The following is a 25,084-nucleotide window of genomic DNA, read 5'->3' on the forward strand; positions in this document are numbered from 1 at the left end:
GTTCAGCAGGCCACGGGCCAGACGGTCAAGGTGGCGTTCGCCGATCAGGGATATACCGGCGAAGAGCCTGCGCAGGCGGCACTCGATGAAGGAATCGAGCTTCAGGTAATCAAGCTGTCGGAGGCGAAAAAGGGCTTCGTGCTGTTGCCGCGTCGCTGGGTGGTCGAGCGCAGCTTCGGCTGGCTCAACCGCTTCCGTCGACTGGCCAGAGACTACGAGCGATTGCCCGAAACCCTGGCTGGTTTGCACTTCGTCGTCTTCTCCGTGCTTATGCTTATCCACTTTGCAGCCCTTAACAAAAGTGCCTAACACCCTCTAGGCGATATTCATCGCTTTCGCGCGGGGGCGGCTTCCCTATCGAGGGGGCCGCCCCGCGCTTTGTCGTCTTGCGATCCTTGCAATTCGCTTTCGCGACTCGCGCGTGGGCTTGCAAGAAATCATCGTCCATTCACCGCCCATTTCTCTGGAATACCCCTTGCTGTGTTGCTGGCGAGACAGCAGCGTGCATGCGCCTGCCGCGTTTGCGGCTAGTCGCGTGGAACCGGCTTTGGCATGCGCGACACATCGCGTCATTCATAGCGAAACAGGGGGAGTGGTGGTAAGAAGAAAATTCAGCTTCCGCAAGAATGCCGGGGAGTCGTCGGTGGGAATCGACGTGCCCGTGCAAGCCAGCGATTACCAGATCTACGCGACCTACCGACGCACGCCGAGTGGTGCGTTCATGGGCGACCTGAAAGTCGTGCGGATGATCGACGACCGCCTCATCTTCCCGTTCGACGGGGCGCCGCCGATCGGCCCGTTCGACACCGCCAGCGAAGCGCGCGACAGCGCCAGGGCAAAAGGCGCGGAGATCGTCGCGGCGGATCTCGCGAATCCCGAAGCTTGAATCCCGAAACCTGAAGCCCGCGCGCGGCGAGTTCGGCCGCTCTCCGGGTTACTGTTCGTCGTCCAGCATCACGGAGAGCGTGCCGGGTTTGCTTTGCACACCGGCCGTCAGATCGATCTCATCCGGCGTCATCGTCTGGATCGCGCTTACAAGCCGAGGTAAAAACGTCGCGCCGAAATGGGCGACGCCGCGCTCGCGTGCCGCGTCGCCGCCATTGGCGAGCGCGCGCAGTTCGTTCAGCGGCAAACCCACAAACAGGTCCAGCGGATAGGGCGGGGCGTCGCGGTCGCGGGCGGACCGTGGCGTTTGGGCGGTTTGCGGCGCGCGGATGCGCAAGCCGGGTTGCAGATGCGCTTCCAGTTCGAGCGTCACTTCGTGTCGTCCGCTGGATTTGAGTGCCTCGGCGGCCTCGCTGCGCAGAAACGGCGCGACGGCTTGAAGCCGGGCGATTTCCTCGTCGGTGAGCATCATCGTGGTTGCCTCCGAATTGCGTGATGACCCACAGCCCCGGCATGTGCCCGGATGCACGCATGCGGTGCGCGCCGTCGGACTCGTCCGGCGCCGTTGCCGGCGTCGACTGGCGGCGACGGCACGCCGTCCATGACGCGCCCGGCGGATGTCCTGGATCGAACACAAAGTTGCGGCGTCATTGCGTGGACGCAGCAAGGCGGATACCTGGCGGAGGTGGCGAGGCGGCGAGGCGCGGGCGTCTCGCGGCGAGGCTGACGCTGACGCTGACGCGGACGTTTGCGCAGATCGAAAGCCGATCGCTCACCTTCCCGGAACACGTAGACGCGTAGACGCGGACGATACTTCGGCATAATCACTCCTACGACGAATTAAGGCAGACTGTGCGCCGGGCCGGCGCGCCATCTCGCGCGCAGCGGGCGAGGGCGGGGCAGCAGCGTCGACATATCCACTACAGGGTTCAACGGGGAGCCAATCGTGACAACAGTGCCACTAGATGCCGTAACACCTGGCGATACGGCTGTGTTCGTGGCGCGACAGCCGGTCATGGACCGCTCCGGGCGCGTGGTCGCCTACGAGCTTCTGTTCAGGGACGGACCCACCGCGTCCGTGCGGATCGAGGACGAACTGCGCAGCACGACCGCGGTGGTCGAGCACGCGGTGGGCGCGATCGGTCTCGAACGGCTGGTCGGCAACAAGGCCGCCTTTCTGAACTGTCCGCACGACTTTCTGTTCTCCGACTACCCCGATGTGCTGCCGGCGTCGCGTTTCGTCCTGGAAATCCTCGAGTCGGTCGAACTGACGCCGGCGCTCTCGCGACGCTGCAACGAATTGCGAGGCGCGGGCTTCCAACTCGCTCTCGACGACGTCACGAGCATGACCGACGATATCCGCCGCTTTCTTCCCTCCGTCGACATCGTCAAGATCGACTGGCCGTTCGTGCAGCGCGACGCGTTGCCGGAACTGATCGGCCAGTTCAAACGTGCGGGCAAGGTCGTGCTGGCGGAGAAGGTGGAGCGCGCGGAGGACGCGGAGCTGGCCCTTCAACTCGGTTGTGATCTGCTGCAAGGCTATTATTTTGCGAAGCCGCAGCTAGTCAGCGGCAAGCGCTCGATGCCGCCGGTGAAGGCCATCCTTCATGTGTTCGAACTGGTCGGCAACGATGCGCCTCTGGGGAGTATCGCGCGCGCCCTGAAGGGCGCGCCGATGCTCATCACGCAGCTATTGCGGCTTGCCAACAGCAGCAAACAGCCGAACGGCAAGACCGAGCGTATTTCATCGTTGAAGCAGGCATTGTCGATAGCCGGCAGCCGCAGGCTCATGCACTGGTGCGGATTGCTGCTCTATGCCAACGCGGCCGGGCTTCCGGTCGAGGAAGACCCGCTTGCGCTGCTCGCACAGCGGCGCGCGCGTTTCATGGAAAAGGCGATCGACACGCTGGTGGAGGTTCCGGGTTCGCTGGCGGCCACCGCCTATCTCACCGGCGTGCTGTCGTTACTGCACGTTGCGTGTCGGATGGAATTGCCGGTTTTCGTGAATGAATTGCCCGTTTCCGATGTCATCCGCAATGCGCTTCTGAACGGAGGCGGCGTGCTGGGCGAGTTGCTGTCGATTGCCGTGTTGCTCGAAGAGGGCGATGCTCAGGCGGCAATCGTCAGGCTCGAACGGCTCGGCGGCTCGGGCGATTCCACGCAATCGCCGGAGCGGATGAAGTCGTTCAGATCTTTGACCGGAAACGACATACGGGACATTCTTCAAATCTATCAGGGCAGATTGTGGTGAGGTGAGGTGCGCGTGCGGTGAGACCCATCATTCGCACGCGCGTATCACGCTTCAGAACGTGCGGCGTAGCGTTGATTCTCCACTACGGCGCTCATTACCCGCTCATTACCATTTAAGCTGGCCTCGATCATTCTGCGTTTGAGTTTGAGGCGACGTGGACGCGTTGGCCTGCCCGAGCGCATCGGGATCGGAAGCGGAGTATTCGGGAGGATCGTCGACCGCGGCGTCGCCTGGCTGAACGGGATTCGCGGAGTCGGCCGCGTTCTCGACGGCGGGAAGTTCGGTATCGGTAGACCAGGGCGGTATCCGGTCCACCGAGTCAGGAGGAGGGGCGTCGCCTGGCTTTTGCGGCTGGGGCCCATTTGCCGCGGTCATCTTTGGGTTGACGATTTTGGTCACGAGGAATCTCCACCATTGCATCATTGTTGGACTGAGGCGGCACGACTGCGGCATCGGATAGGAGCGCGGTCTATCGTGGATCTTTACTCGTTCGACCAGCGGTGTCACCTACCACAATTGATAGGTTGGATTGGTAAGTTGGAGAAGCTGAGCAGGCGACCGGTAAGGGAAAACAGTCACCGGCCAATGCGATCAACGAACTCAAAGCCATTACCAGGTACCTGTAAAACAATCAATGACTGATTTTTCTTCCTTTGTACGACAAGGCGCGTCGAGAACGTGGCTGTTTATTCGTGGCGCGATTCTTCCTGCGGCGCCGCATGGCTTCGAAGCTGGGCACTCGAGGATGGTAGTGCCCGGCGCGCTCGCCGCGCCCGGTTAAGCCGATGCTCGGCATCGGCATGTGGGCGATATCCGCATACAGCGGCCTCTTTCTGGCCGCCTTCGGCGCGGCAACGTTATTGCCTCTGCAATCGGAGGCGGTGCTGGTTGCCCTGCTCCTGAGCGCGAAGTATCCGGTCTGGGCGCTGCTGCTGGTGGCCACCACTGGAAACGTGCTCGGCTCGGTGGTCAACTGGCTGCTCGGTCGATACATCGAGCGGTGGCGTCACAAACGTTGGTTCCCTCTCTCCGACGACAAACTCAGGCGCGCGCAGCGTGCGTACCAGCGCTTTGGGCATTGGTCGTTGCTACTCAGTTGGGCACCGGTTATTGGTGATCCTCTGACGGTGCTCGCCGGCGTGATGCGTGAGCCGTTTCTACGTTTCCTTCTGCTGGTGCTGATCGCGAAAGCGGGCCGATATATGCTGCTCGCCGCCGTCACGATCCAGTTCATCTAGCGCGCGAGCGGACGTACTTCCCGTTACTCTCGCATCACGTATTAGCTCCCGCTAGGACGATCCTTTCGTTTTCTCCATCCGCTGTGCGGCAACGCCGGCAACCACGACGCAGCACCCGCCAAGGTGTTTTGTTCATCTTCATGTGCGCTCTGTGCACACGTGCCGAGCACTGCTGTTCCATATCAGGGAAAGACACGCGCAAAACGTGTGCAACAGCATATTGCGCTGATCAGCACGTCCAAAACAACATATCCACGCATCGACGCGGGGCGTTTCGAAATCATCCGAAAAATGCAGGTGCTGTAATTCATCTGTCGTTTTAATGGCGGTTAGTTGAAAGGAACGACACACCTCATCAAACGGATCGCGCCATCGGTTGCATGGCGTAATTGCAGACTGGCGTAACGAAGGTCGCCCGGATGGTTCGAGCGTTCTTCACGCCATCCAACAACGGAGAATCTTCAATGAAGCTGGCCGTCTCTACTCTTGCTTTCGTTACTGCGTCGATGCTGTGCACCACGAGTGCAAGCGCCCATCAGATCTGGTTCGAGCAGTCGCCTAACAGGACAATGACGTTCTACTACGGCGAGTTCGACAGGAACATGCTGGAAGTCACGCCCGGAGGCATGGACCGCTTCAAGGCGCTCGCCGGCCAGTCGATTTCGGACTCCGGCGCGAAGCCGCTGGATATGAAACTGCAACGCGCGAGCTTTTCGGTAGCGCAGAAGCCGGCTAAAGGAGACTCCTTCGTCGCGGTGGACCATAAGTATCCGATCTTCAAGGTTCACGACGACGGCGCGACGGTCGATAGCTACTGGACTCCGGCTACGCGCTGGGTGGGCGATTTCAGCGCGCGCCAGCCGGAACTCGAACTCGATATCGTGCCGACGGGCGTGGTCAAGGGCAATGTCGCGCAGTTCCAGGTCTTCTATCAGAAGGAGCCGCTGACGAACAAGCCGGTCACGCTGTCGTCATGGGGTGGCTGGGACTATCTCGGCACCACGGACGGGGAAGGCAAGGTGTCTTTCGCGTTGCCGTGGAAAGGCACGTACGTACTCGGCATCGAGTACCGCGACCGTACACCTGGCGAGCGAGTCAACACCGAAGGCGTCACCGAAAAATACGCGGTCCGCGGCTTCAGCTCGACGCTCTCTTTCTATCAGCCGACCGGCGCCGAGCCGATGAAGCGCGCGCCGTCGACGCTTCCCGCGTCGGAGATCGCCCGACTGAACGCGAAGAAATAGCGTTCCGCGCGCAGCCTCCGCATCGCTCGCGGCGCTTTCAGCCGCGCAAACACCGCAACGCCCAATCCAACCGATATCCGACAAGGAGCATCGATGAACTACCTCGCGCGCATCCTGGCCGTCACCACCGCTGCGTTCACGATCAATCAGGCCGTCGCGCACGGCGTTCCTTTGCCGCAGCACGGCGGAATCATGGACGACGCCGGCCTCGTCGCCGTCGAAATGGTCGCGAAGAACCGCACCGTCGAACTATTCGTCACCGACGATGACGCCCCGGTCGACGCCCGCAACATCAAGGGCGTGCTGACCGTCACATCCGCCAGCGGCGCGAAGAAGGAAACACCGATCGCCGCTGTCTCCGGCAATCAGCTTCGCTCGCAGGATGTCGAGGTGCCGCCTGGGTCGCGCGTCACCGCGTTGCTGACGATGGCCGACGGTACGACGAAGGTGAGCGCGCGATTCAAGGTGCAGTGAAGCCGGGAACGTTCCGCGGCGATCGATCGGCGCTCGGCGATGCTCGTCTTTCTTCAACTCCGTTCACAAAGGAACAGCGGATGAATCGCATCTGCAAGCTCTGCCGCGCGTGGTTGGCGCGGCTCGCATACGGCAGCCCGCTGATGCTGGTGCTGCTTGCCGGCACCACGGCGCTCGCCTACGCACACGGCGTCTCGGACGACGACAAGTCGTTCATCGAGGGAAGTGCGGGCATCAATCTGATTCCGTATATCTACCTCGGCGCGAAACATATGGTCACGGGCTACGACCATCTGCTGTTTCTGTTCGGCGTGATTTTCTTTCTGTACCGGCTCAAGGACGTTGGACGCTATGTGACGCTGTTCGCTGTCGGACACAGCACGACCCTGCTGTTCGGCGTCATCGCCAACGTGCATGCGAACCCGTATCTGATCGACGCGGTGATCGGGTTGTCGGTGGTCTACAAGGCGCTCGATAACCTCGGCGCGTTCAGAAAGGTGCTCGGCTTTGAACCGAATCCGCGCCTCGCCGTGCTGATCTTTGGCTTCTTTCACGGCTTCGGGCTCGCGACGAAACTCCAGGAAATGACCCTCTCGCGCGACGGCATGGTGCCGAACATCATCGCGTTCAACGTCGATGTCGAGGTCGGTCAGTTGATCGCTCTCAGCATGATCCTGATCGCGATGACGTACTGGCGCCGTTCGCCGGGATTTCAGCGCCACGCATTGCTCGCCAACGCGGTGTTGATGAGCGCGGGCTTCGTACTCGTCGGCTTTCAGCTCTCCGGCTATTTCTTTCCCACGGTGGCATGACATGAGCACATACGAAGTATCGAATCAAAGCTTGATGAAGGCGACATCCGGCGCCGCGGCCGCGGCGCTCGTGATCCTCGCGCTGTTTGTCCTGCCCGCTGAACGCGGTATCGACATTACCGGCATCGGCGGTGCGCTCGGCTTGACGAAGATGGGCGCGAAAAATCCGCCGCTCGATTCGATGCCGGCGCTTGCACCGGCGCAAACAGCGGGCGATCTGCCGGTGCCGAACCGCCAGTCGATTTCGCAGGCGACGGCGTATCGAAGCGATGAAATGGAACTGGTCCTGCCGCCGAACGCGGGCGCCGAGATCAAGGCGCAGATGAAGAAAGGTGACCACTACATCTTTCAGTGGGCCGCGACGGGCGGGCCGGTCAACGTCGATATGCACGGTGAACGGCCGCATGCCGGCAAGGCCTTCACCAGCTACTGGAAAGATGTCGATCAGACTTCGGCGCAAGGCTCGTTCACCGCGCCGTTCGACGGCACGCATGGCTGGTACTGGCGCAATCGCGGAGATCAGACCGTGACGATCAAGGTGAAGACCAGCGGTTTCTACGAAAAGCTCTTTCGCCCCGACGGGCATTGAACGGGTGGCGGGCCGCAAGCGCCCGCCACTTTCCTGAACGCTATGCCCTCTCTGTGACAAGGGTGATCAAATGACTATCTCTTCGGGTTTATCCAGCCCCGCGGCTACCGCCGCACGGTCCGTCGCGACGCCGGCAGTGCAGTCACGCACGCGGATGATCGCCATCGACGCACTGCGCGGTTTCGTGATGTTGTGCATGCTCGTCGATCATGTACGCGAGACATTTTTTCTGCATCGTCAGGTAACGGATCCGATGGATGCCTTCACGCTAGCGCCGGAGTTGTTTTTCACGCGGATGGTGAGTGAGATTTGCGCGCCGGTGTTTATCTTTCTGACCGGCCTGTCGGCGTACCTGTATGGGCAGTCGCATACGCCGAAGGAAACCTCCACGTTCCTGTTCAAGCGCGGCATATTCCTCGTGTTTCTCGAACTGACCTTCGTGTGCTTCGCGTGGACCGCGGAATTTCCGCCCAAGACGCTGTGGCTACAGGTGATCTGGTGCATCGGTCTGTGCATGATCGCGCTGTCGGTTTTGCTGCACATGCCGCGCAAGTGGCAGATCGCGCTCGGCGTGGTGATCATCGCGGGACACAACCTGCTCGATGGAATCACGCTCGGGCCCGATTCGCCGCTGTTCGTGCCGTGGTCGATCCTGCATCAGCGCGTGTTCATCGACCTGGGCGGCATTACGCGGGCACGCACCACGTATCCGATTTTGCCGTGGATTGGCGTGATCCTTCTCGGCTATGCGATCGGACCGTGGTTCGCCAAACAGGTTGACCCGGCCGAACGCATGTCGCGACTGCTGAAGGTGGGCGCTGGCGTGCTGGTCGCTTTTGTCGTGATCCGCTATCTGAACTTCTACGGCGAAAAGCCGTGGGTGCAGGCGGGCGACGGGCTGCACACGTTCATGAGCTTCATGAGCGCGAAGAAGTACCCGCCGTCGTTGATGTTTCTGCTGCCGACGCTGGGGCTCGGCCTGATCTTGCTGGCCTGCTTCGAGAAGATTCAGGACCAGCGTATCGCGAGCATGCTGGCTGTACTCGGTGGCGCACCGATGTTTTTCTATCTGCTTCACCTGTACGTATTGAAGGCGCTCTACCTGATTGCGGTGCATGTGTGGGGGGCGAACCAGGGGCAGTACTACGGCTTCGACGGCCTCGCGGGCATCTGGCTGTGGTGGGCGATCCTCGCGGTCGCGCTGTATCCGCCCGTGCGCTGGTTTGCGAAACTCAAGCAGCGTCGCAAGGATATCTGGTGGCTGAAATACCTTTGAGCATCCGTTGGGGATGAAGTGCCGGCTGCGTGTTCAACGCGGCTAGCGTTGCCCCAAATCTCACAGACATCTTCCGCTCGACTCGCCACACTGCGTGGCAGGCCGGTCTGCGCGTCTCGTGCGCGGACCGCATCATCACTTTTCTTCACTGGACGTTCATGATGAACAGAACGCGCGCTGCAAGCACCGCTATCAACGGGGCGTTGATCGTCGCGACCCTCGGGTTTGCCATTCCGGCATCGGCACAAAGTTCGGTGACGTTGTATGGCATCGTCGATAACGGCTTCGTTTATACGCACAACAGCGGCGGCAAGTCGACACAGGTCGGTCTCATCAGCGGCAGTCTGTCGGGGTCGCGCTGGGGGCTCAAGGGCGCCGAGCCGCTCGGTGGTGGACTGTCCGCGATCTTCCAGCTTGAGAACGGAATCAACCTCAATACCGGCAAGATGAACCAGGGTGGCCGGCTGTTCGGCCGCCAGAGTTATGTCGGCCTGAAGAGCGCGACGGCCGGCACGCTCACGATGGGCCGCATCTACGATCCGCTGACGGACCTCGTTCAGCCGGCGCAGGGCGACAACTATCTCGGACAGACCTTCACGTCGCCGGGCGACGTCGACAACGCCGACAGTAGCGCGCGCTTTAACAACGCGTTGAAGTGGGCGAGTCCCAGGTGGTTCGGTTTGAGCGGCGAAATGATGTACGGATTCGGCGGCGTCGCGGGCAGCGTCGTGTCGGGCCAGACATACAGCGCGGCGCTCAATTACGGGCAGGGCGGCTTTACGCTTGCGGGCGGCTATCTGCACATGGATCGGGGCAATGCGACGTTGTCGACGCGCGGGACCGCGTCATCGGATACGCTGTTCAACAGTTCGGTCAACGCGGCCTACGCCTCCGCGAAAGCAATCGACGTGTGGCGTGTCGCGACGCAATACGCGTTCTCTGCGTTCACGGTGGGCGCGTACTACAGCGACTCGCGTTATTCGGCTGACGGGGCGTCGAGTTTCTCGCGCACCGAAATTTACCGGAATACTTCGGCGTTTGCCGTGTGGAAGGTGACCCCCTCGTGGCTGGCAGAGGCGGCGTATAACTTCCTGAAGTCATCTGGCGATTCGGGGGCGCGCTATCACCAGGTGAGCGTCGGTGCTGATTATCTGCTCAGCAAACGGACCGATATCTATACGATCGTCAGCTACGCGCACGCGTCGGGACAAAACGGCGCAGGGGACGCTCAGGCGGTGATCGGCGCAACCGACATCGATGCCGGCAAGGCGTCGCAAACGCGTGTCAACGTGGGCCTCAGACATCGATTCTGATTTACTGGTGCGCCGGAATGTCGAGGCACTGATCCGTCAGCACCTCGCGGGTGCGTGCGCGGAGGCGGTTGGCCCCGCGGATGCCGCGCAGCCAGGGGCTGACGTTCAAACGGGTGCAGCGACCGCGCTTCCATGACAAGCCGCTCGTACAGATCGTCTATCTGCCGGAGAAGGGCAATCCGGTCGCGCTGTGCGTGCTGAAGGAAGCGAAAGCCGACGCGGCGCCGTCCAATGCATTACGCCTTGCCCTGGGCGGTCGTGGCTTGCGTGAAAAGGTTGGCGAACATTGCACTGGCGTTGTCATTGAAGGCGACCGCCATGGCGCCCAGCGCGAGCACCACAATGCCGGCCAGAACGGCGTATTCCATGGCGCTCACGCCACGTTCGTCACGAACGAATGCTTTCATAAGGGTGTGCATTTTCTTGGCTCCCGTAACAAAGGGCGAAATTCCGGGTCGATGGATGCCCGACCTGGATATTCACCCGAGTGGAAAGACTGGAATCCTGTCGCACCAGCGCTCGTTCGCAACTCCGCAGTCGAACCGATGCAGGCGCCTCATATAGTATGACAATTTGGGATAAGCCAGTGAGAAAGTACACGACCTTTCTCGCGTTTCGTCGGAGCCATCAATCAAGCCAGCCTTTGTACACGACACCTGCGAGCTTCGGGGCAACTCAGTGAGTGTTAGGCCGGATAATGGTCTCGTTCGGGTGCGTGAGGCCCGCCGATGCGTCGTCGATGGACTCCAAGGCCTCGAGGCTCGTGTCAGAGCGGTCGAGCATCGCACGGGCTTGAATCATGTCGAGCGCACCCTCCCAACGAGCAACCACAATGGTCGCTACTCCGTTGCCGATCAGATTGGTGACCGCACGCGCCTCATTGAGAAAACGGTCCACGCCCAGCAGCAGCACCAGCCCGGACACCGGAATCTTGTGCATCGTCGCGAGCGTGGCTGCCAGTGCCACGAATCCCGCTCCGGCCACGCCAGCCGACCCTTTCGAAGTCAGCAGCAACACGCCAAGCAATAGCAACTGATCCCAGATCGTTAGATGGATATTCATCGCTTGTGCGATGAACATCGAGGCCATCGTCAGATAGATTGCCGTGCCATCGGCGTTAAACGTGTAGCCCGTCGGCAACACCATGCCGACGACGGGGCGTGAGCAGCCAAGCTTCTCCATCTTGATGAGCATCTGCGGGAGAACCGCTTCGGTCGAAGCCGTACCGAGCGTAATGAAAATCTCGTCCTTGATGTAGCGGAGATACTTCCACAACGACAGCCCACTCAGGCGCATGACGAGGCCGAGCACGATGACCACGAAGAAGATCGAGGTCAGGTAAAGACACAGCATCAACTGACCAAACGATGCCAGCGTGCCGATCCCGTACTTCGCAATGGTGAATGCCATGCCGCCAAACGCACCGATAGGCGCGACGTACATCACGATGCGCACTATCCCAAACATGCCCTGAAGAAACATGTCGAGCATGTCGACGAACGGCGCGGTGCGGGGACCGAGCTTCGCGAGGGATACTGCGAGCAGCAGCGAGAAGAAGATAATCGGCAGGATCTCTCCATTCGCGAACGCCCCAACGATACTGTTGGGAACGATGTTCATGAAGAATTCAAGCATGCCGTGCTGCTGTGCCGCGTGACTATAGGTGGCGATGGCGGAACTGTCGATATGAGCGGGGTCGATGTTCATACCGCTGCCTGGCTTGATGACATTCACGACGATAAGGCCGACAACAAGCGCAATGGTCGAGGCAATTTCGAAGTACACGACTGCCTTGACGCCGACCCGCCCAGCCTCGTGAAGATCGTTCATGCGGGCAATACCGACCACGACGGAGGCGAAAATGATCGGAGCGAGCAGCATCCGGATCAGTTTGATGAACAGATCGCCGAGTGGTTTGAGTTGAGAACCGATGTCAGGGTAGAAGTGGCCGACCAGCACACCAGCGACAATGCCAATCAGAACCTGTACATAGAGCCTGGAAAGAGACTTTCCGATCTTTGAAACCCGCATGACTGTCTCCTATCTATGCGTGGCATCTTTTGATGAAGTCAGGTCGAGCAGCGCAGCGGGATCTACCGCTGCGGCAACCACGACCTTATTTCGCCTGCGTTCCGTTGATGTATTTTTCTGAACGCTCCGCCGACGCTTTTGTCGGCGTTCGCCGCTTGACGGCTTATGCAGAGAGCTTTTGCATCTCGGCGTAAAGATCCGTCTTGCCTTCAAAACCGATGCCGGGCAGATCGGGCATCGTGATGTAGCCGCCGTCCACCTTCACGCCATCGGGGAAGCCGCCATACGGCTGGAACAGGTCGGGATATGATTCATTGCCGCCCAGACCAAGGCCCGCCGCGATGTTCAGCGACATCTGGTGACCACCGTGTGGAATGCATCGGCTCGGCGACCAGCCGTGCTGATGCAGCATGTCGAGCGTGCGCAGGTACTCGACGAGGCCATAGCTCAGCGCGCAATCGAACTGCAGCCAGTCACGGTCGGGACGCATGCCGCCATAACGGATCAGATTGCGCGCATCCTGCATCGAGAACAGATCCTCGCCCGTTGCCATCGGCTTGTCGTAGTAGTTACGCAGCGTCGCCTGCAGTTCGAAGTCGAGCGGATCGCCCGGTTCTTCGTACCAGAACAGGTCGTACTGCGACAGCGCCTTCGCGTACTGAATCGCGGTGTCGAGGTCGAAGCGCCCGTTGGCGTCGACAGCGAGTTTCTGGCCGTCCTGCAGCACGCTCAGAATCGAATCGATGCGGCGCAGATCTTCGTCGAGCGAAGCGCCACCAATCTTTTTCTTCACGACCGTATAGCCCCGGTCGATGTAGCTGCGCATTTCGTCCTTGAGCTTTTCGTGGTCCTGGCCCGGATAGTAGTAACCGCCGGCCGCATACACGAAGATCTTGCGATTGGGCTGACCATTGCCATAACGGTCGGCCAGCAGTTGGAACAGCGGTTTACCTTCGATCTTTGCTACCGCGTCCCAGATCGCCATGTCGATCGTGCCGATCGCCACCGAGCGCTCGCCGTGGCCGCCGGGCTTTTCGTTGGTGAACATGGTTGCCCAGATCTTGTGGGGATCGAGGTTGTCACCTGCGTCATTGACGAGGCTGGCGGAATCGGCTTCCAGAATGCGCGGCATGAAGCGCTCGCGCATGAGCTTGCCCTGGCCATAGCGGCCGTTGGAATTGAAACCGTAACCCACCACCGGCTTTCCGTCCCGGATGACATCCGTCACCACGGCGACGAGACTCAGCGTCATCTTGCTGAAGTCAATGTAGGCATTGCGGATCGGAGAACTGATCGGAACGGTCTTTTCGCGGATTTCAACGATTCTCATGACGGTGTCTCCTGAGTTCTGAGCATGTATTGCATTGCATGGGGCTGCAATGGAACGTAGCTTATCCGCGAAAGCAGGGGCTATACTTCGCCTCAATTCATTTCATTTTTTACCGTGGGTGAATAACGGCAATGGCAACCGACATCGCTTCCGACTTCGATTTTTTTATCCTCCTCGCGAGGCTCAAGAGCCTGTCCGGTGCGGCCCGCGCGCTCGATCTCACGCCGCCGGCAGCCACTAAGCGCCTGGGGTTGATCGAGCAGAGACTAGGGGTCAGGCTGGTCAACAGAACGACCCGGAATGTCAGCCTGACGCCCGAAGGCGAGACTTACCTGCGCTACGCAACGCACATCGTCGAACAGGTGCGGCAGATGGAGGAGGAGATATCAGGGACTCGTACTGATCCTCACGGTCTGCTGCGTATCAATGCGACGCTGGGATTCGGACGCACAACCATCGCGCCTCTGGTATCTGACTTCGCGAAGCGATTTCCCAAGGTCGAGATCCAGTTTGAAGTGACCGACCGCGCCATCGATCTGGTTGCCGATGGGTTCGATATGGCGATCCGTTTTGGCGAACTCCCCGATAGCCGCCTAAGCGCGCGGCGCATCATGAGCAACCGGCGTTTTCTTTGCGCCTCTTCCAGGTACCTCGAGCGTTTTGGGACGCCGGAGCGCGTCGAAGATCTGGTTGACCACCGGTGCATCATTCATCGCCAGAATGACGATGCTTACGGCGTTTGGAGATACATACAGGATGATCACCTCGAAGCGCTCAAAGTCAAAGGGGCGCTCTCGAGCAATGACGGCGACATCGTATTGCGTTGGGCACTCGACGGTCACGGAATCCTGATTCGATCCGAATGGGACCTGGCGAAGTACGTCCAAAGCGGCCGATTGAGACTGGTGTTGCCGGATACCCCACTGCCTTCAGCCGATTTGTTCGTGTACTACCCGAGTCAGCGAAATCAGACCGCACGCGCCAGAGCGTTCATTGATTTTCTGATCGATCATTTTCAGGCACCCTTCGTGCCGGTTGAGACGGGAGCGCTGATTTACGCCAAGAAACAGCGGGCAGGGCGGAAGGGGTGAGGGGTTGCAGGGCGCACGAGCCACGTAGCGCATGTCCTGTGTGACGCGAAATGGGGAGTTTTTGCAGAACGCGCTGCTAAAAAAGTGTCAGCCTTTTTGGCGCGAGAACTGAAGTGACTTACCGCGTGGCGCGGTCTAGCCATTTAGCGCCTCGCTCGCGAAGCGACTTTTGCGTTCGATCAGGAGCACGTCAAAACGCTTTCTGACAGTTTGCTTTCGAGAAGATCTGCAACGGCTTGGTGACGTATTGGCAAGAGCGAACGCTGGCGGCACTCGCGCTGAAAGCTTCCTCTGTTGCCCTGTAATTCGTCTGCTACACTGAATCGGGAGGCGATCTATTCAGTACCCGGTCGACCCGAAGGCGGCTGACTCGCGAGTCAACGCCGCTCCAACTCATGCCGTCAAGTCTCGCGCATTCATCACCGCATTCAGCTTAACAAAGAGGGGTTTCGCGACCACTGTGATGCTCGCATTGGGCTATCGAATGCAACTTTCCCTCTTTGCCCAACGATCCGAAGTCGCGCCTTTCCGAAGAAGCGGGTGCGTCACATTCCGTCAAGCAACGCGACTCAACGTACGCAGCTCACGTGTTTGATGTTTCTTCTGTTAATGAACCTGGCGCCGCAATCGCTTTGCCGAGCGTTGTTCCTTCGTCGCCGGGCACACGAAATAGTGCGGAGGTGTTGCCATGATTGAGTCATCCGATTTTCGAAGCAGCACGATAGCGCTTGGTCACGGGGGCGGCCGTATGCCCGCACTCGGGTTCGGCACGCTGATTGCCGATCCCGCGATCACGATCAGTGCGACCAGAGACGCGCTGAAAGTCGGATATCGGCACTTCGACTGTGCCGAGCGCTATCGGAACGAACGTGAGGTGGGCGAGGCTCTGCGGGCAGGGCTCGCTGCGGGGGCCATTGCGCGCGAGGAGATTTTCGTGACCACGAAATTGTGGAACACCAATCATCGGCCCGAGCGCGTTGAAGCGGCTTTCGATGCGAGTCTTGCCAGGCTTGGACTCGACTATCTGGATCTCTATCTGATTCACACTCCGTTCGCGTTTCAGCCGGGGGATGAGCAGGACCCCCGCGATAAAAACGGCGCTGTCATCTACGATCGAGGCGTGACCTTGCTCGATACGTGGCGGGCAATGGAAAATCTCGTCGACCGTGGTAGATGCCGCGCCATTGGACTGTCCGACATCGGCCTGGACGAATTGCGGCCGCTCTACGAATCGGCACGGATCAAGCCGGCGGTGGTACAGGTCGAGGCACATCCGTATCTTCCGGAAACAGAACTTCTGGAATTCTGCCAGGAGAAGGGCATGGTGTTCCTGGCTTTTGCGCCATTGGGTCACGGAATAAAGCCTGGGCCGCTCGACGACCTGGTCATCGCCGCGATTGCCGCGCGAACCGGAAAAACGCCGGCGCAGGTACTGCTTGCGTGGGCGCTGCAACGTGGCGGGGCTTTGCTTACCACGCCAAAGACCGGGGCCCGCGCGAGAGAGAACTTCGACATCTCCGCGCTTCCGGCCGACGCATTCGACGAAGTCAACCGCATTCAGACCAGACAAAGATTCAACGAAGTCGTGAAGACCGGCAGCCCGGGCTTCATTCCGCAAAGCAAACGGCAGTGAAACGGGGGTCGACGGCGCGACAAGGGAGTTCATCGTGGATCTGACGGGGTATGAGTTGGAGCCGCTGCGCGCCGACGGCGACTTCGCGCTATATCGCGCCCGCGGAGCCAGCCATCCCGTCTCGGTGCTTGCGCTGTTCGCCACGCGCGCCGCATCCCAAAGCATCACACGTCTCGAACACGAATACGGATTAGCCCCGCTGCTCGACGCCAGTTGGGCGGCGCAGCCTCTCGCGCTCGATCAGCGCCACGTACCGCCGATGCTCGTGCTTGCCGACAACGGCGGCGAGCCGCTGGATTGCATGCTCGGCGGGCCGTTGGAAATGGGGCGTTTTTTGAGTATCGCGGTCAATCTCGCGAGAGCGATCGGCCAGGTTCATCGTTGCGGCCTCGTTCACAAGGACATCAAGCCGGCGAACGTTCTCGTCGACGCAGAGGGCAACGTGCGGCTCACCGGCTTCGGTATCGCGTCGCAGTTGCCGCAGGAACGTCAGCCGCCCGCGCCACCGGAGATCGTGGCGGGCACCTTCGCATACATGGCGCCCGAGCAGACAGGCCGTATGAACCGTTCGATCGACGCACGCAGCGATCTCTACTCGCTTGGCGTCACGCTGTACGAAATGCTCACCGGGTCGCTGCCGTTCGCGGCATCGGATGCGATGGAATGGATTCATTGTCACATCGCACGCAGACCAACACCGCCCGGCGAGCGCGTCGACGGTATTCCGCAAGCAGTCGGAGGCATCGTTCTGAAACTGCTCGCCAAGGCCGCTGAGAACCGTTATCAGACCGCCATGGGTGTCGAAGCCGACCTTCAGGCGTGCCTTGCTGCATGGCAGGCGCACCGCGAGATCACTCCGTTTCCGCTCGGCGCGCACGACGTGTCGAGCCGGCTACTGATCCCGGAGAAACTATACGGGCGTGAGGTTCAGATCGAAGCACTTGTCGCGGCGTTCGATCGGATCGTGGCCGGCGCCGCGCCTGAACTGGTGCTGATCGCCGGCTACGCGGGCATCGGCAAGTCGTCGGTCGTCAACGAACTGCACACGGTGCTAGTGCCGCCGCGCGGCCTGTTCGCCGCCGGCAAGTTCGATCAGTACAAACGCGACATTCCCTATGTTCCGTTTGCGCAGGCGTTCCAGTCTCTGGTGCGCAACCTGCTGAGCAAAAGCGACGCCGACGTCGAGCCGTGGCGGCGCGCGCTTGTGGAAGCGCTCGGCCCGAACGGCCAGGTGATCGTGAATCTGATTCCGGAGCTTGCGCTCATCGTCGGCGAGCAGCCGCCCGTGCCGAGCCTGCCGCCGCAGGACGCGCAGAACCGCTTCCAGATCGTATTCCGCCGTTTCCTCGGCGTGTTCGCGCGGCCGGAGCATCCGCTCGCACTGTTCATCGACGATCTGCAATGGCTCGACAGGGCGACACTCGATCTGCTCGAACATCTCGTCACGCATCCGGAGGTCAGGCACGTTCTGCTGGTCGGCGCGTATCGGGACAACGAGGTGGATAGCTCGCACCCGCTTACGCATATGCTCGGCGCTATCGGCACCGCCGGAGGGAAGGTGCGGCAGATAGTGCTCGCGCCTCTCAAACCCGACAGCGTCGCGCAGCTCGTCGCCGATTCGATTCACTGCAACAGCGCGATAGCCAGGCCGCTGGCGCAACTCGTACATGAGAAGACCGGCGGTAATCCGTTCTTCGCGATTCAGTTTCTGACGGCGCTGAACGACGAGAGACTGCTTACCTTCGAGCACCGCACGGCGACATGGACCTGGGATCTGCCGCGCATTCGTGCCAAGGGCTTCACCGAGAACGTAGCGGATCTGATGGCCGCGAAGCTGAACCGCCTGCCTGTCACGACGCGCGACGCGCTGGGTCAACTCGCGTGCCTCGGCAACGTCGCCGAGATCGCCTCGCTGACCCTCGTTCAGAACGAGCCGGCGCAGACGCTACACGCGAAGTTGTGGGAAGCCGTGCGCGCCGGTCTTGTCTTTCGTGCGGAGGGCGCCTATGCGTTCGCGCATGATCGCGTGCAGGAGGCCGCCTATGCGCTCATCCCCGCGGAAGATCTTGCCGCGGCGCATCTGCGGATCGGCCGGGCACTCGCGTTACGGAGCGCGCCGGAAGCGCTCGAAGAGACGATCTTCGACATCGTCAACCACCTCAATCGCGGCGCGGCGCTGATCACCGACCATGCGGAGCGTGAGCGGACCGTCGCGCTGAATCTCATCGCGGGCAAGCGCGCGATGAATTCGACCGCGTATATTTCGGCCCGCACGTATCTGGCGCAAGCTGTCGCGCTGCTGCCGATCGACGCCTGGGCACGATGCTATGAGAACACCTTCGATCTCTACCTTGCGTTTTCGGAATGCCAATATCTGGCTGGCGATTTTGCCGAGGCCGACGCGCTGTTCGACATGATGCTGGGCAGCGCGCGCTCCAATCTTGACCGCGCAAAAGTTTTCAGCCTGCGCATGGAGTTGTACCAGGTCGCTGGCAAATATGACGAGAGCTTCGCCGTCGCGCGGAATGCGCTGCGCGATTTCGACATCGTTCTCCCGGAGTCCGCCGAAGACATCCAGGCGGCGGTCGATGCGGCGTTTCGGGAAATTCCGCTCAATCTGGCGGGGCGCCCGATCGGCGAACTGGTCGAGGCGCCGGTGGCGGCCGACCCTGCCACACGGGCGATCATCGATCTTCTGGTCGGAGCAATGCCCTGTGCCTTCGCGGCGCGGCCCGAGTACTATCCGCTCATTACCCTGAAGGCGGTCAACCTCTCCTTGCGGCACGGCAATACCGACAACTCGAGCTTCGCTTACGGCAATTACGCATTAATGCTGCTCTCCATCGTCGGCGACATACCCGGCGCGGTGCAATTTTCGGAGATGTCGCTGCGGTTGAATGAAAAGTTCGGCAACCGGCGCCTCCATGGAAAGCTGCTTCATCTGCATGGCAGCCACATCAATTTCTGGCGGCGCCATATTGCGAGCAATTTGCCGATTCTGGAACAGGCGATCGTTGCCTGCATGGAAGTGGGCGATTTCGTCTTTGCGGGCAACCTCGCATTCACGACGCTCTGGCAGGCGATCGAGAAAGGCGCGATCCTCGAAGAGGTGCAGTCGCAATCGGAAAGATTCGCCGCATTCGCTATTCAGAGCCATAACGGGCCCGTTCACGAGACGATCCGGATCGAGCAGCAATTCGTCGCCAGCCTGCGGGGCAAGTCGGCCGAAACGCTAAAGCTGAACGGCGGTGCATTCGACGAAGCCGCATGTTTCGGGGCGATCACCCAGGCGAACTTCGGCTGCGGTATCGCCTTTTATCACATCATCAAGACGATGCTCGCTTTTCTCGATGGCCGGTACACCGACGCACTGAACGCCGCGCACGAGGCGGAGGCGATGCTCCGCGCCGCGATGGCGCTGCCGATCGAAGCGACGTTTCACTTCTTCCATGCGCTAGCGTTGACGGCGCTCTTTCCGGAAGCATCGGCCCAACAGCAATTGGCCTACCGGCGCATTCTCGCCGCGAAACTCCAGAAATTCGCGCTGTGGGCCGAGCACTGTCCAGAGAACTATCAGAATCGCCACGCGCTTGTCTGCGCGGAGCTGGCGCGCCTCGAGCACCGCGATCTCGACGCCATGCGTCTCTACGAACAGGCGACCGATTCGGCTCGCGAAAACGGCTTTCCTCACCATGAAGGCATCGCCAGCGAGCTTGCCGGCCGCTTTTATCTGGGCTGTGGTCTCAGAACGAGCGCCGATGCGTATTTGCGCAACGCGCGTCACTGCTTCGCTCTTTGGGGCGCCGACGGCAAAGTCGCGCAACTCGACAGGCAATATTCCCACCTCGCCGATCAGAGAGGGCACAAGTTAGCGCCGACCCTTGGCGATGATTGGCGGCTTCTCGATGCAGCAACGCTGCTCAAGGCGTCTCAAGCCCTTTCCAGCGAGATCGAATTGACCGGCCTGATCGAGCGCTTGATGACGATAGCATTACAGACCGCCGGCGCCGATCGGGGCGTGTTGATCGTGCCGCAGCGGCAGGGCGGCTACCGCATTGAAGCGGAAGCGCGCATCAACGGCGAGCGGATCGAGTTGAACCGCGAGGCGGTTGCCGATTCCGCCGTTCCCGCAGCGCTCGTGCGCTATGTTATCCATACACAAAAGAGCGTCATCATCGACGATGCGCTGACACCCAATCCGTTCTCCGAAGACGACTACGTGTCGCACGGAGCGACACGGTCGATGTTTTGTTTGCCTCTTGTCAGGCAGGGCAAGCTAGGCGGCTTGCTCTATCTCGAGAATACGGCCACATCGCATGTATTCACGCCGCGCCGCTCCGCGCTACTCGATTTGCTGGCGTCACAGGCGGCCATTTCGCTCGAAAACACGCGTCTTTATGCCGATCTTCAGGAGCGCGAGTCGAAGGTCCGGCGGCTGGTCGAGTCCAATATCATCGGCATTTTCATCTGGGACTTCAAAGGCCAGGTCATCGACGCCAACGATGCTTTTCTGCGCATGGTGGACTACACCCAGCACGATCTCCTCTCCGGTCTTATCAGGTGGCCCGATCTGACTCCGCCTGAGTGGCATGGCCGCGATGAGCTGGCGATAGCCGAATTGAAAACCACCGGAAGCGCAAGACCCTTCGAGAAAGAATACTTCCGGAAAGACGGGCGACGAGTGCCGGTTCTGGTCGGCGCGGCGGCGTTTGGCGAGCGCGAGGACCAAGGCGGCGTGGCTTTCATCGTGGACTTGACCGAACAAAGGCGGGCGCAACAGGAAATACGCGACAGCGAGCGAAGATACCTCGAACTCCAGATGGTGCTGGCGCATTCAAACCGCGTGGCAACGATGGGCCAGCTATCGGCTTCCATCGCACACGAAGTAAAGCAGCCAATCACCGCGACAGCCGCCTATGCGAGCGCGGCCCTGCGCTGGCTCGCGGCGCGACCGCCCAACCTCGTCGAAGTTCGTCAGGCGCTCAATCGGATTGTCACGGATAGCAGCCGCGCCAATGACATAGTCGACCGAACCCGCGCCTTCTTTAAAAAAGAGCCGCAGCGAAAAGATGGTCTCGACATCAATGAAACGATTCTCGAGCTGATCGCGTTCATGGGAGGCGAGGCTGACAAGTGCGGTGTCAAACTGGCTGTGCAACTGGTTGACGGACTGCCGCAAATACACGGCGATCGGGTGCAACTTCAGCAGGTGATGCTCAATCTGATGATCAACGCGATCGAAGCGATGAGCGCCGCGAACACGGCCACGCGAACGCTTTTGATCCGAACCAGCAGGCTCGAGGTCAACGAACTCTGCGTGAGCGTGCAAGACTCGGGGCCGGGCCTTGCCACCGAACGTCTTGAATGCGTCTTCGACGCGTTTTTCACGACCAAACCGAACGGCCTGGGGCTGGGTTTGCCGATCTGCCGCTCGATCGTCGAAAGTCATGGAGGAAAATTGTGGGTGGCGTCGAACTCGCCGAGCGGCACCACCTTTCAGTTCACGGTGCCCATGCAAGCTGACGCAGTGCATCCGGGTAAAGGTAGGCGATCGCGACGTGCGCCAGCGAAACCGTCATGACGTCACCGCATAGTCTTCGCGACGATTCGTTGCCTGTGAAACCGTCTTCGCGTCGCGGACAGTGGGTGGGGCCGGCGCTCTGAAGAAGTCGGCACAGAAATCGACGAACGTCCTGAGCCGCGCCGGAAGCAACTCGCGGTGCGAGTAGAAGAGGCATAGTTCGATGTTGCCATCGGATGCCGTGCACTCCGGCAAGATGTGCACGAGATGTCCCATGTCGATATCTTCGCGAACCATGGTTTCAGGTAATGTGGCAATGCCGATTCCCGTTAGCGCCGCTGCCCGCAACAACACTTCGTTGCCGTTCATCGACGACATGGGAGACACGCTCACCCGTCGATCTCCCTCGAGCAGATCGATGGAATTCACGCTCGTCTTCCTCGACTCGCGGTCCACCAGCAAAAAATGACCGGCGAGATGCGCGGCCGTTCCGGGCGTGCCGTGATGCTCCAGATAACCGGGTGAAGCAACGAGAATGCGCGGCGTTCTGGACAGCGTTCGGCGAATCACGGCGGACTGCTCCACGAGATGAGGCGGCAGAATGGCGATATCGAAACGTCCGTCATACAGATTCACGGCGTCGTCCTGGACAGCAACGACGAGACTTACATTGGGAGCAATGACGCGATAGTCCCGCACCAGTCGGGAGAATGTCTCACTCACGAGCATCGGATGCACGACGAGCCGCAGCCTTCCGCCTTCGACCTCGCGCTCCCGCGAAATGCGGCGGTTTGCTTCGTCGAGTTCTTCGAGCAAACGGCAGCAAATCAGATAGTACGGCTGCGCCGCTTCGGTCAGGGAAACGGACCTCGTTGTTCTAAGCAAGACCCTCGTCTGAATACATGCTTCGAGCTTGGCGATCGCTTTCGATATCGATCCGGTGGTGACATCCAACGAATCGGCAGCCCTGCTGAAACTTTGATACCGCGCGGCTGCCACGAATGCCCGCAACATGTAAAGCTGATCCATTTCGCACCTCACTGGTAGGTTCACATCGAGCCGCGAAGAATTGTCGAAGATGCCGGAAACGCTGGCGATCGTCTGCGCGTGCACCGACTAAAGGCTAAGCGCGAACGCCGTGCGATTCCATCGTTCGATGTGCTGCTAGGCGTTGTGCAGTCGCATGCTCGGGTAATACGTTCGGATGCCTTCGTGTCCTTCGTCCGCGGTAACGATCAAACTGAGGAGCGAGTCTTCGGCTGCTTCCCGATTATCCTGTCTATCAACGCGAGCAGTCGCGTGTCGTCCAGTGGCTTTGAAAAGAAGCCTGTCGCTCCCGCGGTGTTGGACCTGTCGCGAAGCTCTTGCGTGACGTATGCGGTAATGAAGATGACGGGAACTGGCTGCATCCACGAACCGATCGCTTCAAGCAATCCAAATCCGTCCATGCCTGGCATGTGAATATCCGTGACGACGAGGCCGAGTTCGGACCGACGCGTATCGCTCAGAAGATGATTGGCCGACGGATACGCGATAACCCGCCAGTTTGCCGAACGCAGTAGACTGGCCGTCGCTAACCGGACCGATTCGTCGTCTTCCACCACCCCGATGAGCGCGGAAGAGTGCTTTGATCTCATGTCGAGCCCCAAGGCGATCCAATGGATGCAAAAAAGGCTTAATCCTTTAGACAAATTACAAGCCCAAGGCCAAAGCGGCAATAAGACCTTCGAATGGTTTTAGCGACAGTTCGTATGAGCCGGTACAGCCGAATGACGGATTGGCGTGAATGCGCTATCTGGCGTCTTCACGAGCGGGGCGAACCTGCTGCAATTTTCTAACGACATCGGGCACCGAACGTGCGTCGAGCTTGTGCATTGCTTGAGCCCGATGAATCTTGACCGTTACCTCGCTAAGACACAGGCGGTCGGCGATCTGCTTGTTCAACAGCCCCTCTGCCACCAGCCCGATGACTTCCCGCTCGCGAGCGGTCAGCGAGTCGTATGTCTGGAGGATGCCCGCAACGATCTTGTCCTGGCGCCTGGACTCGCGATTCATTTTCAGGGCCGCTGCAATGGTGTCGATCAGATCCTGATCCCTGAACGGCTTGGTCATGAAATCGAATGCGCCCGCTTTCATGGCCTTGACGGACATTTCAATGTCGCCGTATGCGGTCAGAAATATGACCGGCAATCGAACGGTTTCCTTGAATGGCTCCTGTTGCAGGATCAAGCCGCTCGCCCCTCGCAGGCGAACGTCGAGAACCAGGCAACTCGGCACGTCCGGCATCTGCGCGGCTAGAAAATCATCAGCCGATGCGAACGCCCGCACAGGAATTCCCACCGACGTGAGTAAGGATGTCAGCGCCCCGCGGATAGATTCATCGTCGTCAACCACATAAACGAGCGCGTCGGGCAACGTTTCACTTCCCGTTCCAGGGATCTCGCTTTTCATTGCTTTGCCTTCGAGAAGTTCCGTTGCGGGAATCCGCCGCCGGTACTTCTCCATACTAGGCAATGCGCGAATTCATGGCTACCAATGCGCAGCGTTTTCCGCGTTGCCCGATGCGCTTTAAGGTACACCCTTACATGGCAACGGGACACTACGTGCAGGAACGGGAGCGCCGTCTCCATGAATCGCGAGATCACTGATGCGTCCCGGCCGGCTCGACAGCGTCTATCGTCGATGCAAGAATCATGGCCTTCGCGTTGACCGGTGCAGGTTTCGACCTTCGCGGATGAAAGATTCGATCGCCTCTTTTTATCCGTGCCCCGCTTATCGCGCAGACGCCGGAAAGCCTTGCCTTTGCCGCGCTCCACACCTGGGCGCCGTAAAAGCAGCTCGTCGCATCTCGCCAGGCAATCGTGACGCTGGTGGTGCTTGTCCGCTCGATCAGGCTGATCGCCAGATGCAATGAGGGGCCGTTACGCAGCGCCGCGTCCTGGTTAAAAAGTGGGAAGGGGCTTGCCACGAAAGGCATTCGATCGCTGAGCCCCGATGCTTGTGACCCGGATGACAGAAGTCGTATGGTCTGAACCCACGGATCGGTTTCGCTGGCAAGCATTGTCCTGCTCCTCACGAAAAGTGACGCCGCGCTTTCGCTGCGCCAACTCATGGCGGGCGCAAACATCCTGGGGCCCGCATCGGTGGATGCACCGTTGCTTGTGCGATCGCGGCTGGCTCTCGCGGTGCTATGCATAACATATACAAACCCGCGGTTCCTCACTAGTCGTTCGAGTGGATGGCCGATTCATTTCATCGTTCGCTTTGGTCATACCTTGGGATAGGCGCTGCGGGAAAGAAGCGCTGATCGACGGGATAGTGATGCAACGTGATTCATGGCTGATCGGGAAGGGCGGTTGGCTGATTCCGGCTAATTCGTTCAGGTTTCCGTGACCG

21 protein-coding genes and 2 pseudogenes are annotated in these 25,084 nt (G+C 60.1%); 15 read left to right on the forward strand and 8 right to left on the reverse strand.

Translation table 11 applies throughout. From position 1 onward, the window contains the following. Together BUE39_RS18725 and BUE39_RS18730 are read left to right on the forward strand one after the other, a co-directional pair. Positions 1 to 309, forward strand: a 309-nt coding sequence (locus BUE39_RS18725) for a transposase (RefSeq protein WP_143169513.1), incomplete at its 5' end; no start/stop codon positions are given. 334 nt (positions 310 to 643) lie between these two features. After that, a complete protein-coding gene (locus tag BUE39_RS18730; protein ID WP_073430226.1) occupies positions 644 to 886 on the forward strand; it encodes a DUF6723 family protein in 243 nt (80 codons plus the stop codon). A gap of 48 nt (positions 887 to 934) precedes the next feature. Here the strand turns inward: BUE39_RS18730 and BUE39_RS18735 are convergent, their stop codons facing one another. Beyond that, positions 935 to 1,357, reverse strand: coding sequence for a hypothetical protein (locus BUE39_RS18735; RefSeq protein ID WP_073430227.1), 423 nt, complete (start codon positions 1,355 to 1,357; stop codon positions 935 to 937). A gap of 543 nt (positions 1,358 to 1,900) precedes the next feature. Between BUE39_RS18735 and BUE39_RS18740 the strand changes: the two genes are divergently transcribed. Continuing rightward, positions 1,901 to 3,136, forward strand: coding sequence for an EAL and HDOD domain-containing protein (locus tag BUE39_RS18740; protein WP_083085648.1), 1,236 nt, complete (start codon positions 1,901 to 1,903; stop codon positions 3,134 to 3,136). Between the two features lie 105 nt (positions 3,137 to 3,241). On the opposite strand, the gene BUE39_RS34275 is transcribed toward BUE39_RS18740, so the two are convergent. Then, positions 3,242 to 3,535 carry a hypothetical protein gene (locus BUE39_RS34275; RefSeq protein ID WP_143031950.1) on the reverse strand — a complete coding sequence of 98 codons (294 nt, stop codon included), beginning with the start codon at positions 3,533 to 3,535 and terminating at the stop codon, positions 3,242 to 3,244. A gap of 401 nt (positions 3,536 to 3,936) precedes the next feature. Here BUE39_RS34275 and BUE39_RS18745 point away from each other — a divergent pair, with 401 nt between their 5' ends. The 8 genes and pseudogenes from BUE39_RS18745 to BUE39_RS34280 all read left to right on the forward strand — a co-directional run. After that, entirely contained in the window at positions 3,937 to 4,374 is a 438-nt protein-coding gene (locus tag BUE39_RS18745; RefSeq protein ID WP_073430302.1) for a YqaA family protein, read from the forward strand. A gap of 464 nt (positions 4,375 to 4,838) precedes the next feature. Continuing rightward, the gene (locus BUE39_RS18750) at positions 4,839 to 5,618 is read left to right on the forward strand and encodes a DUF4198 domain-containing protein (RefSeq protein ID WP_073430229.1); all 780 of its coding nucleotides are present in this window, start codon (positions 4,839 to 4,841) and stop codon (positions 5,616 to 5,618) included. A 93-nt stretch (positions 5,619 to 5,711) separates the two neighbouring features. Then, positions 5,712 to 6,092, forward strand: a complete 381-nt coding sequence (locus tag BUE39_RS18755) for a hypothetical protein (protein ID WP_073430230.1) — start codon at positions 5,712 to 5,714, stop codon at positions 6,090 to 6,092. Positions 6,093 to 6,172: 80 nt separating this feature from the next. After that, entirely contained in the window at positions 6,173 to 6,904 is a 732-nt protein-coding gene (locus BUE39_RS18760; RefSeq protein WP_073430231.1) for a HupE/UreJ family protein, read from the forward strand. Position 6,905: 1 nt separating this feature from the next. Continuing rightward, positions 6,906 to 7,493, forward strand: coding sequence for a hypothetical protein (locus BUE39_RS18765; protein WP_073430232.1), 588 nt, complete (start codon positions 6,906 to 6,908; stop codon positions 7,491 to 7,493). Positions 7,494 to 7,563: 70 nt separating this feature from the next. Further along, a complete protein-coding gene (locus tag BUE39_RS18770; protein WP_073430233.1) occupies positions 7,564 to 8,769 on the forward strand; it encodes a DUF1624 domain-containing protein in 1,206 nt (401 codons plus the stop codon). Positions 8,770 to 8,930: 161 nt separating this feature from the next. Then, on the forward strand, positions 8,931 to 10,082 hold the full coding sequence (locus BUE39_RS18775) for a porin (protein ID WP_073430303.1): 1,152 nt from the start codon (positions 8,931 to 8,933) through the stop codon (positions 10,080 to 10,082). 86 nt (positions 10,083 to 10,168) lie between these two features. Beyond that, positions 10,169 to 10,306 (forward strand): annotated as a pseudogene (locus BUE39_RS34280) (anti-sigma factor); the annotation flags it as partial. Between the two features lie 451 nt (positions 10,307 to 10,757). On the opposite strand, the gene dctA reads toward BUE39_RS34280, so the two are convergent. Both dctA and BUE39_RS18790 read right to left on the reverse strand, forming a co-directional pair. After that, positions 10,758 to 12,113 carry a C4-dicarboxylate transporter DctA gene (gene dctA, locus BUE39_RS18785; RefSeq protein ID WP_073430235.1) on the reverse strand — a complete coding sequence of 452 codons (1,356 nt, stop codon included), beginning with the start codon at positions 12,111 to 12,113 and terminating at the stop codon, positions 10,758 to 10,760. A 163-nt stretch (positions 12,114 to 12,276) separates the two neighbouring features. After that, complete coding sequence (locus BUE39_RS18790; RefSeq protein ID WP_073430236.1) at positions 12,277 to 13,443, reverse strand: mandelate racemase/muconate lactonizing enzyme family protein; 1,167 nt, start codon at positions 13,441 to 13,443, stop codon at positions 12,277 to 12,279. 131 nt (positions 13,444 to 13,574) lie between these two features. Here BUE39_RS18790 and BUE39_RS18795 point away from each other — a divergent pair, with 131 nt between their 5' ends. From BUE39_RS18795 to BUE39_RS18805, 4 genes and pseudogenes are all read left to right on the forward strand, one after another. Beyond that, entirely contained in the window at positions 13,575 to 14,534 is a 960-nt protein-coding gene (locus BUE39_RS18795; protein WP_073430237.1) for a LysR family transcriptional regulator, read from the forward strand. A gap of 688 nt (positions 14,535 to 15,222) precedes the next feature. Further along, positions 15,223 to 16,167 (forward strand): aldo/keto reductase, encoded by a 945-nt coding sequence (locus BUE39_RS18800; RefSeq protein WP_073430238.1) that lies wholly within the window; start codon positions 15,223 to 15,225, stop codon positions 16,165 to 16,167. A 322-nt stretch (positions 16,168 to 16,489) separates the two neighbouring features. Next, a pseudogene (locus BUE39_RS35535) lies at positions 16,490 to 17,584 on the forward strand (serine/threonine protein kinase); the annotation flags it as partial. Between the two features lie 108 nt (positions 17,585 to 17,692). Further along, a complete protein-coding gene (locus tag BUE39_RS18805; RefSeq protein ID WP_227470904.1) occupies positions 17,693 to 21,748 on the forward strand; it encodes a trifunctional serine/threonine-protein kinase/ATP-binding protein/sensor histidine kinase in 4,056 nt (1,351 codons plus the stop codon). Here BUE39_RS18805 and BUE39_RS18810 read toward each other — a convergent pair. From BUE39_RS18810 to BUE39_RS18825, 4 genes are all read right to left on the reverse strand, one after another. Beyond that, complete coding sequence (locus tag BUE39_RS18810) at positions 21,743 to 22,717, reverse strand: LysR family transcriptional regulator (protein ID WP_073430304.1); 975 nt, start codon at positions 22,715 to 22,717, stop codon at positions 21,743 to 21,745. The genes BUE39_RS18805 and BUE39_RS18810 overlap by 6 nt on opposite strands. Positions 22,718 to 22,923: 206 nt before the next feature. Next, positions 22,924 to 23,325, reverse strand: a complete 402-nt coding sequence (locus BUE39_RS18815) for a response regulator (RefSeq protein ID WP_073430305.1) — start codon at positions 23,323 to 23,325, stop codon at positions 22,924 to 22,926. A 154-nt stretch (positions 23,326 to 23,479) separates the two neighbouring features. After that, a complete protein-coding gene (locus BUE39_RS18820; protein ID WP_073430306.1) occupies positions 23,480 to 24,139 on the reverse strand; it encodes a response regulator transcription factor in 660 nt (219 codons plus the stop codon). A 190-nt stretch (positions 24,140 to 24,329) separates the two neighbouring features. Next, positions 24,330 to 24,749 (reverse strand): DUF3331 domain-containing protein, encoded by a 420-nt coding sequence (locus BUE39_RS18825; RefSeq protein ID WP_083085654.1) that lies wholly within the window; start codon positions 24,747 to 24,749, stop codon positions 24,330 to 24,332. Positions 24,750 to 25,084: the final 335 nt, after the last annotated feature.

Source organism: Paraburkholderia terricola (assembly GCF_900142195.1).
Lineage (GTDB): Bacteria > Pseudomonadota > Gammaproteobacteria > Burkholderiales > Burkholderiaceae > Paraburkholderia > Paraburkholderia terricola.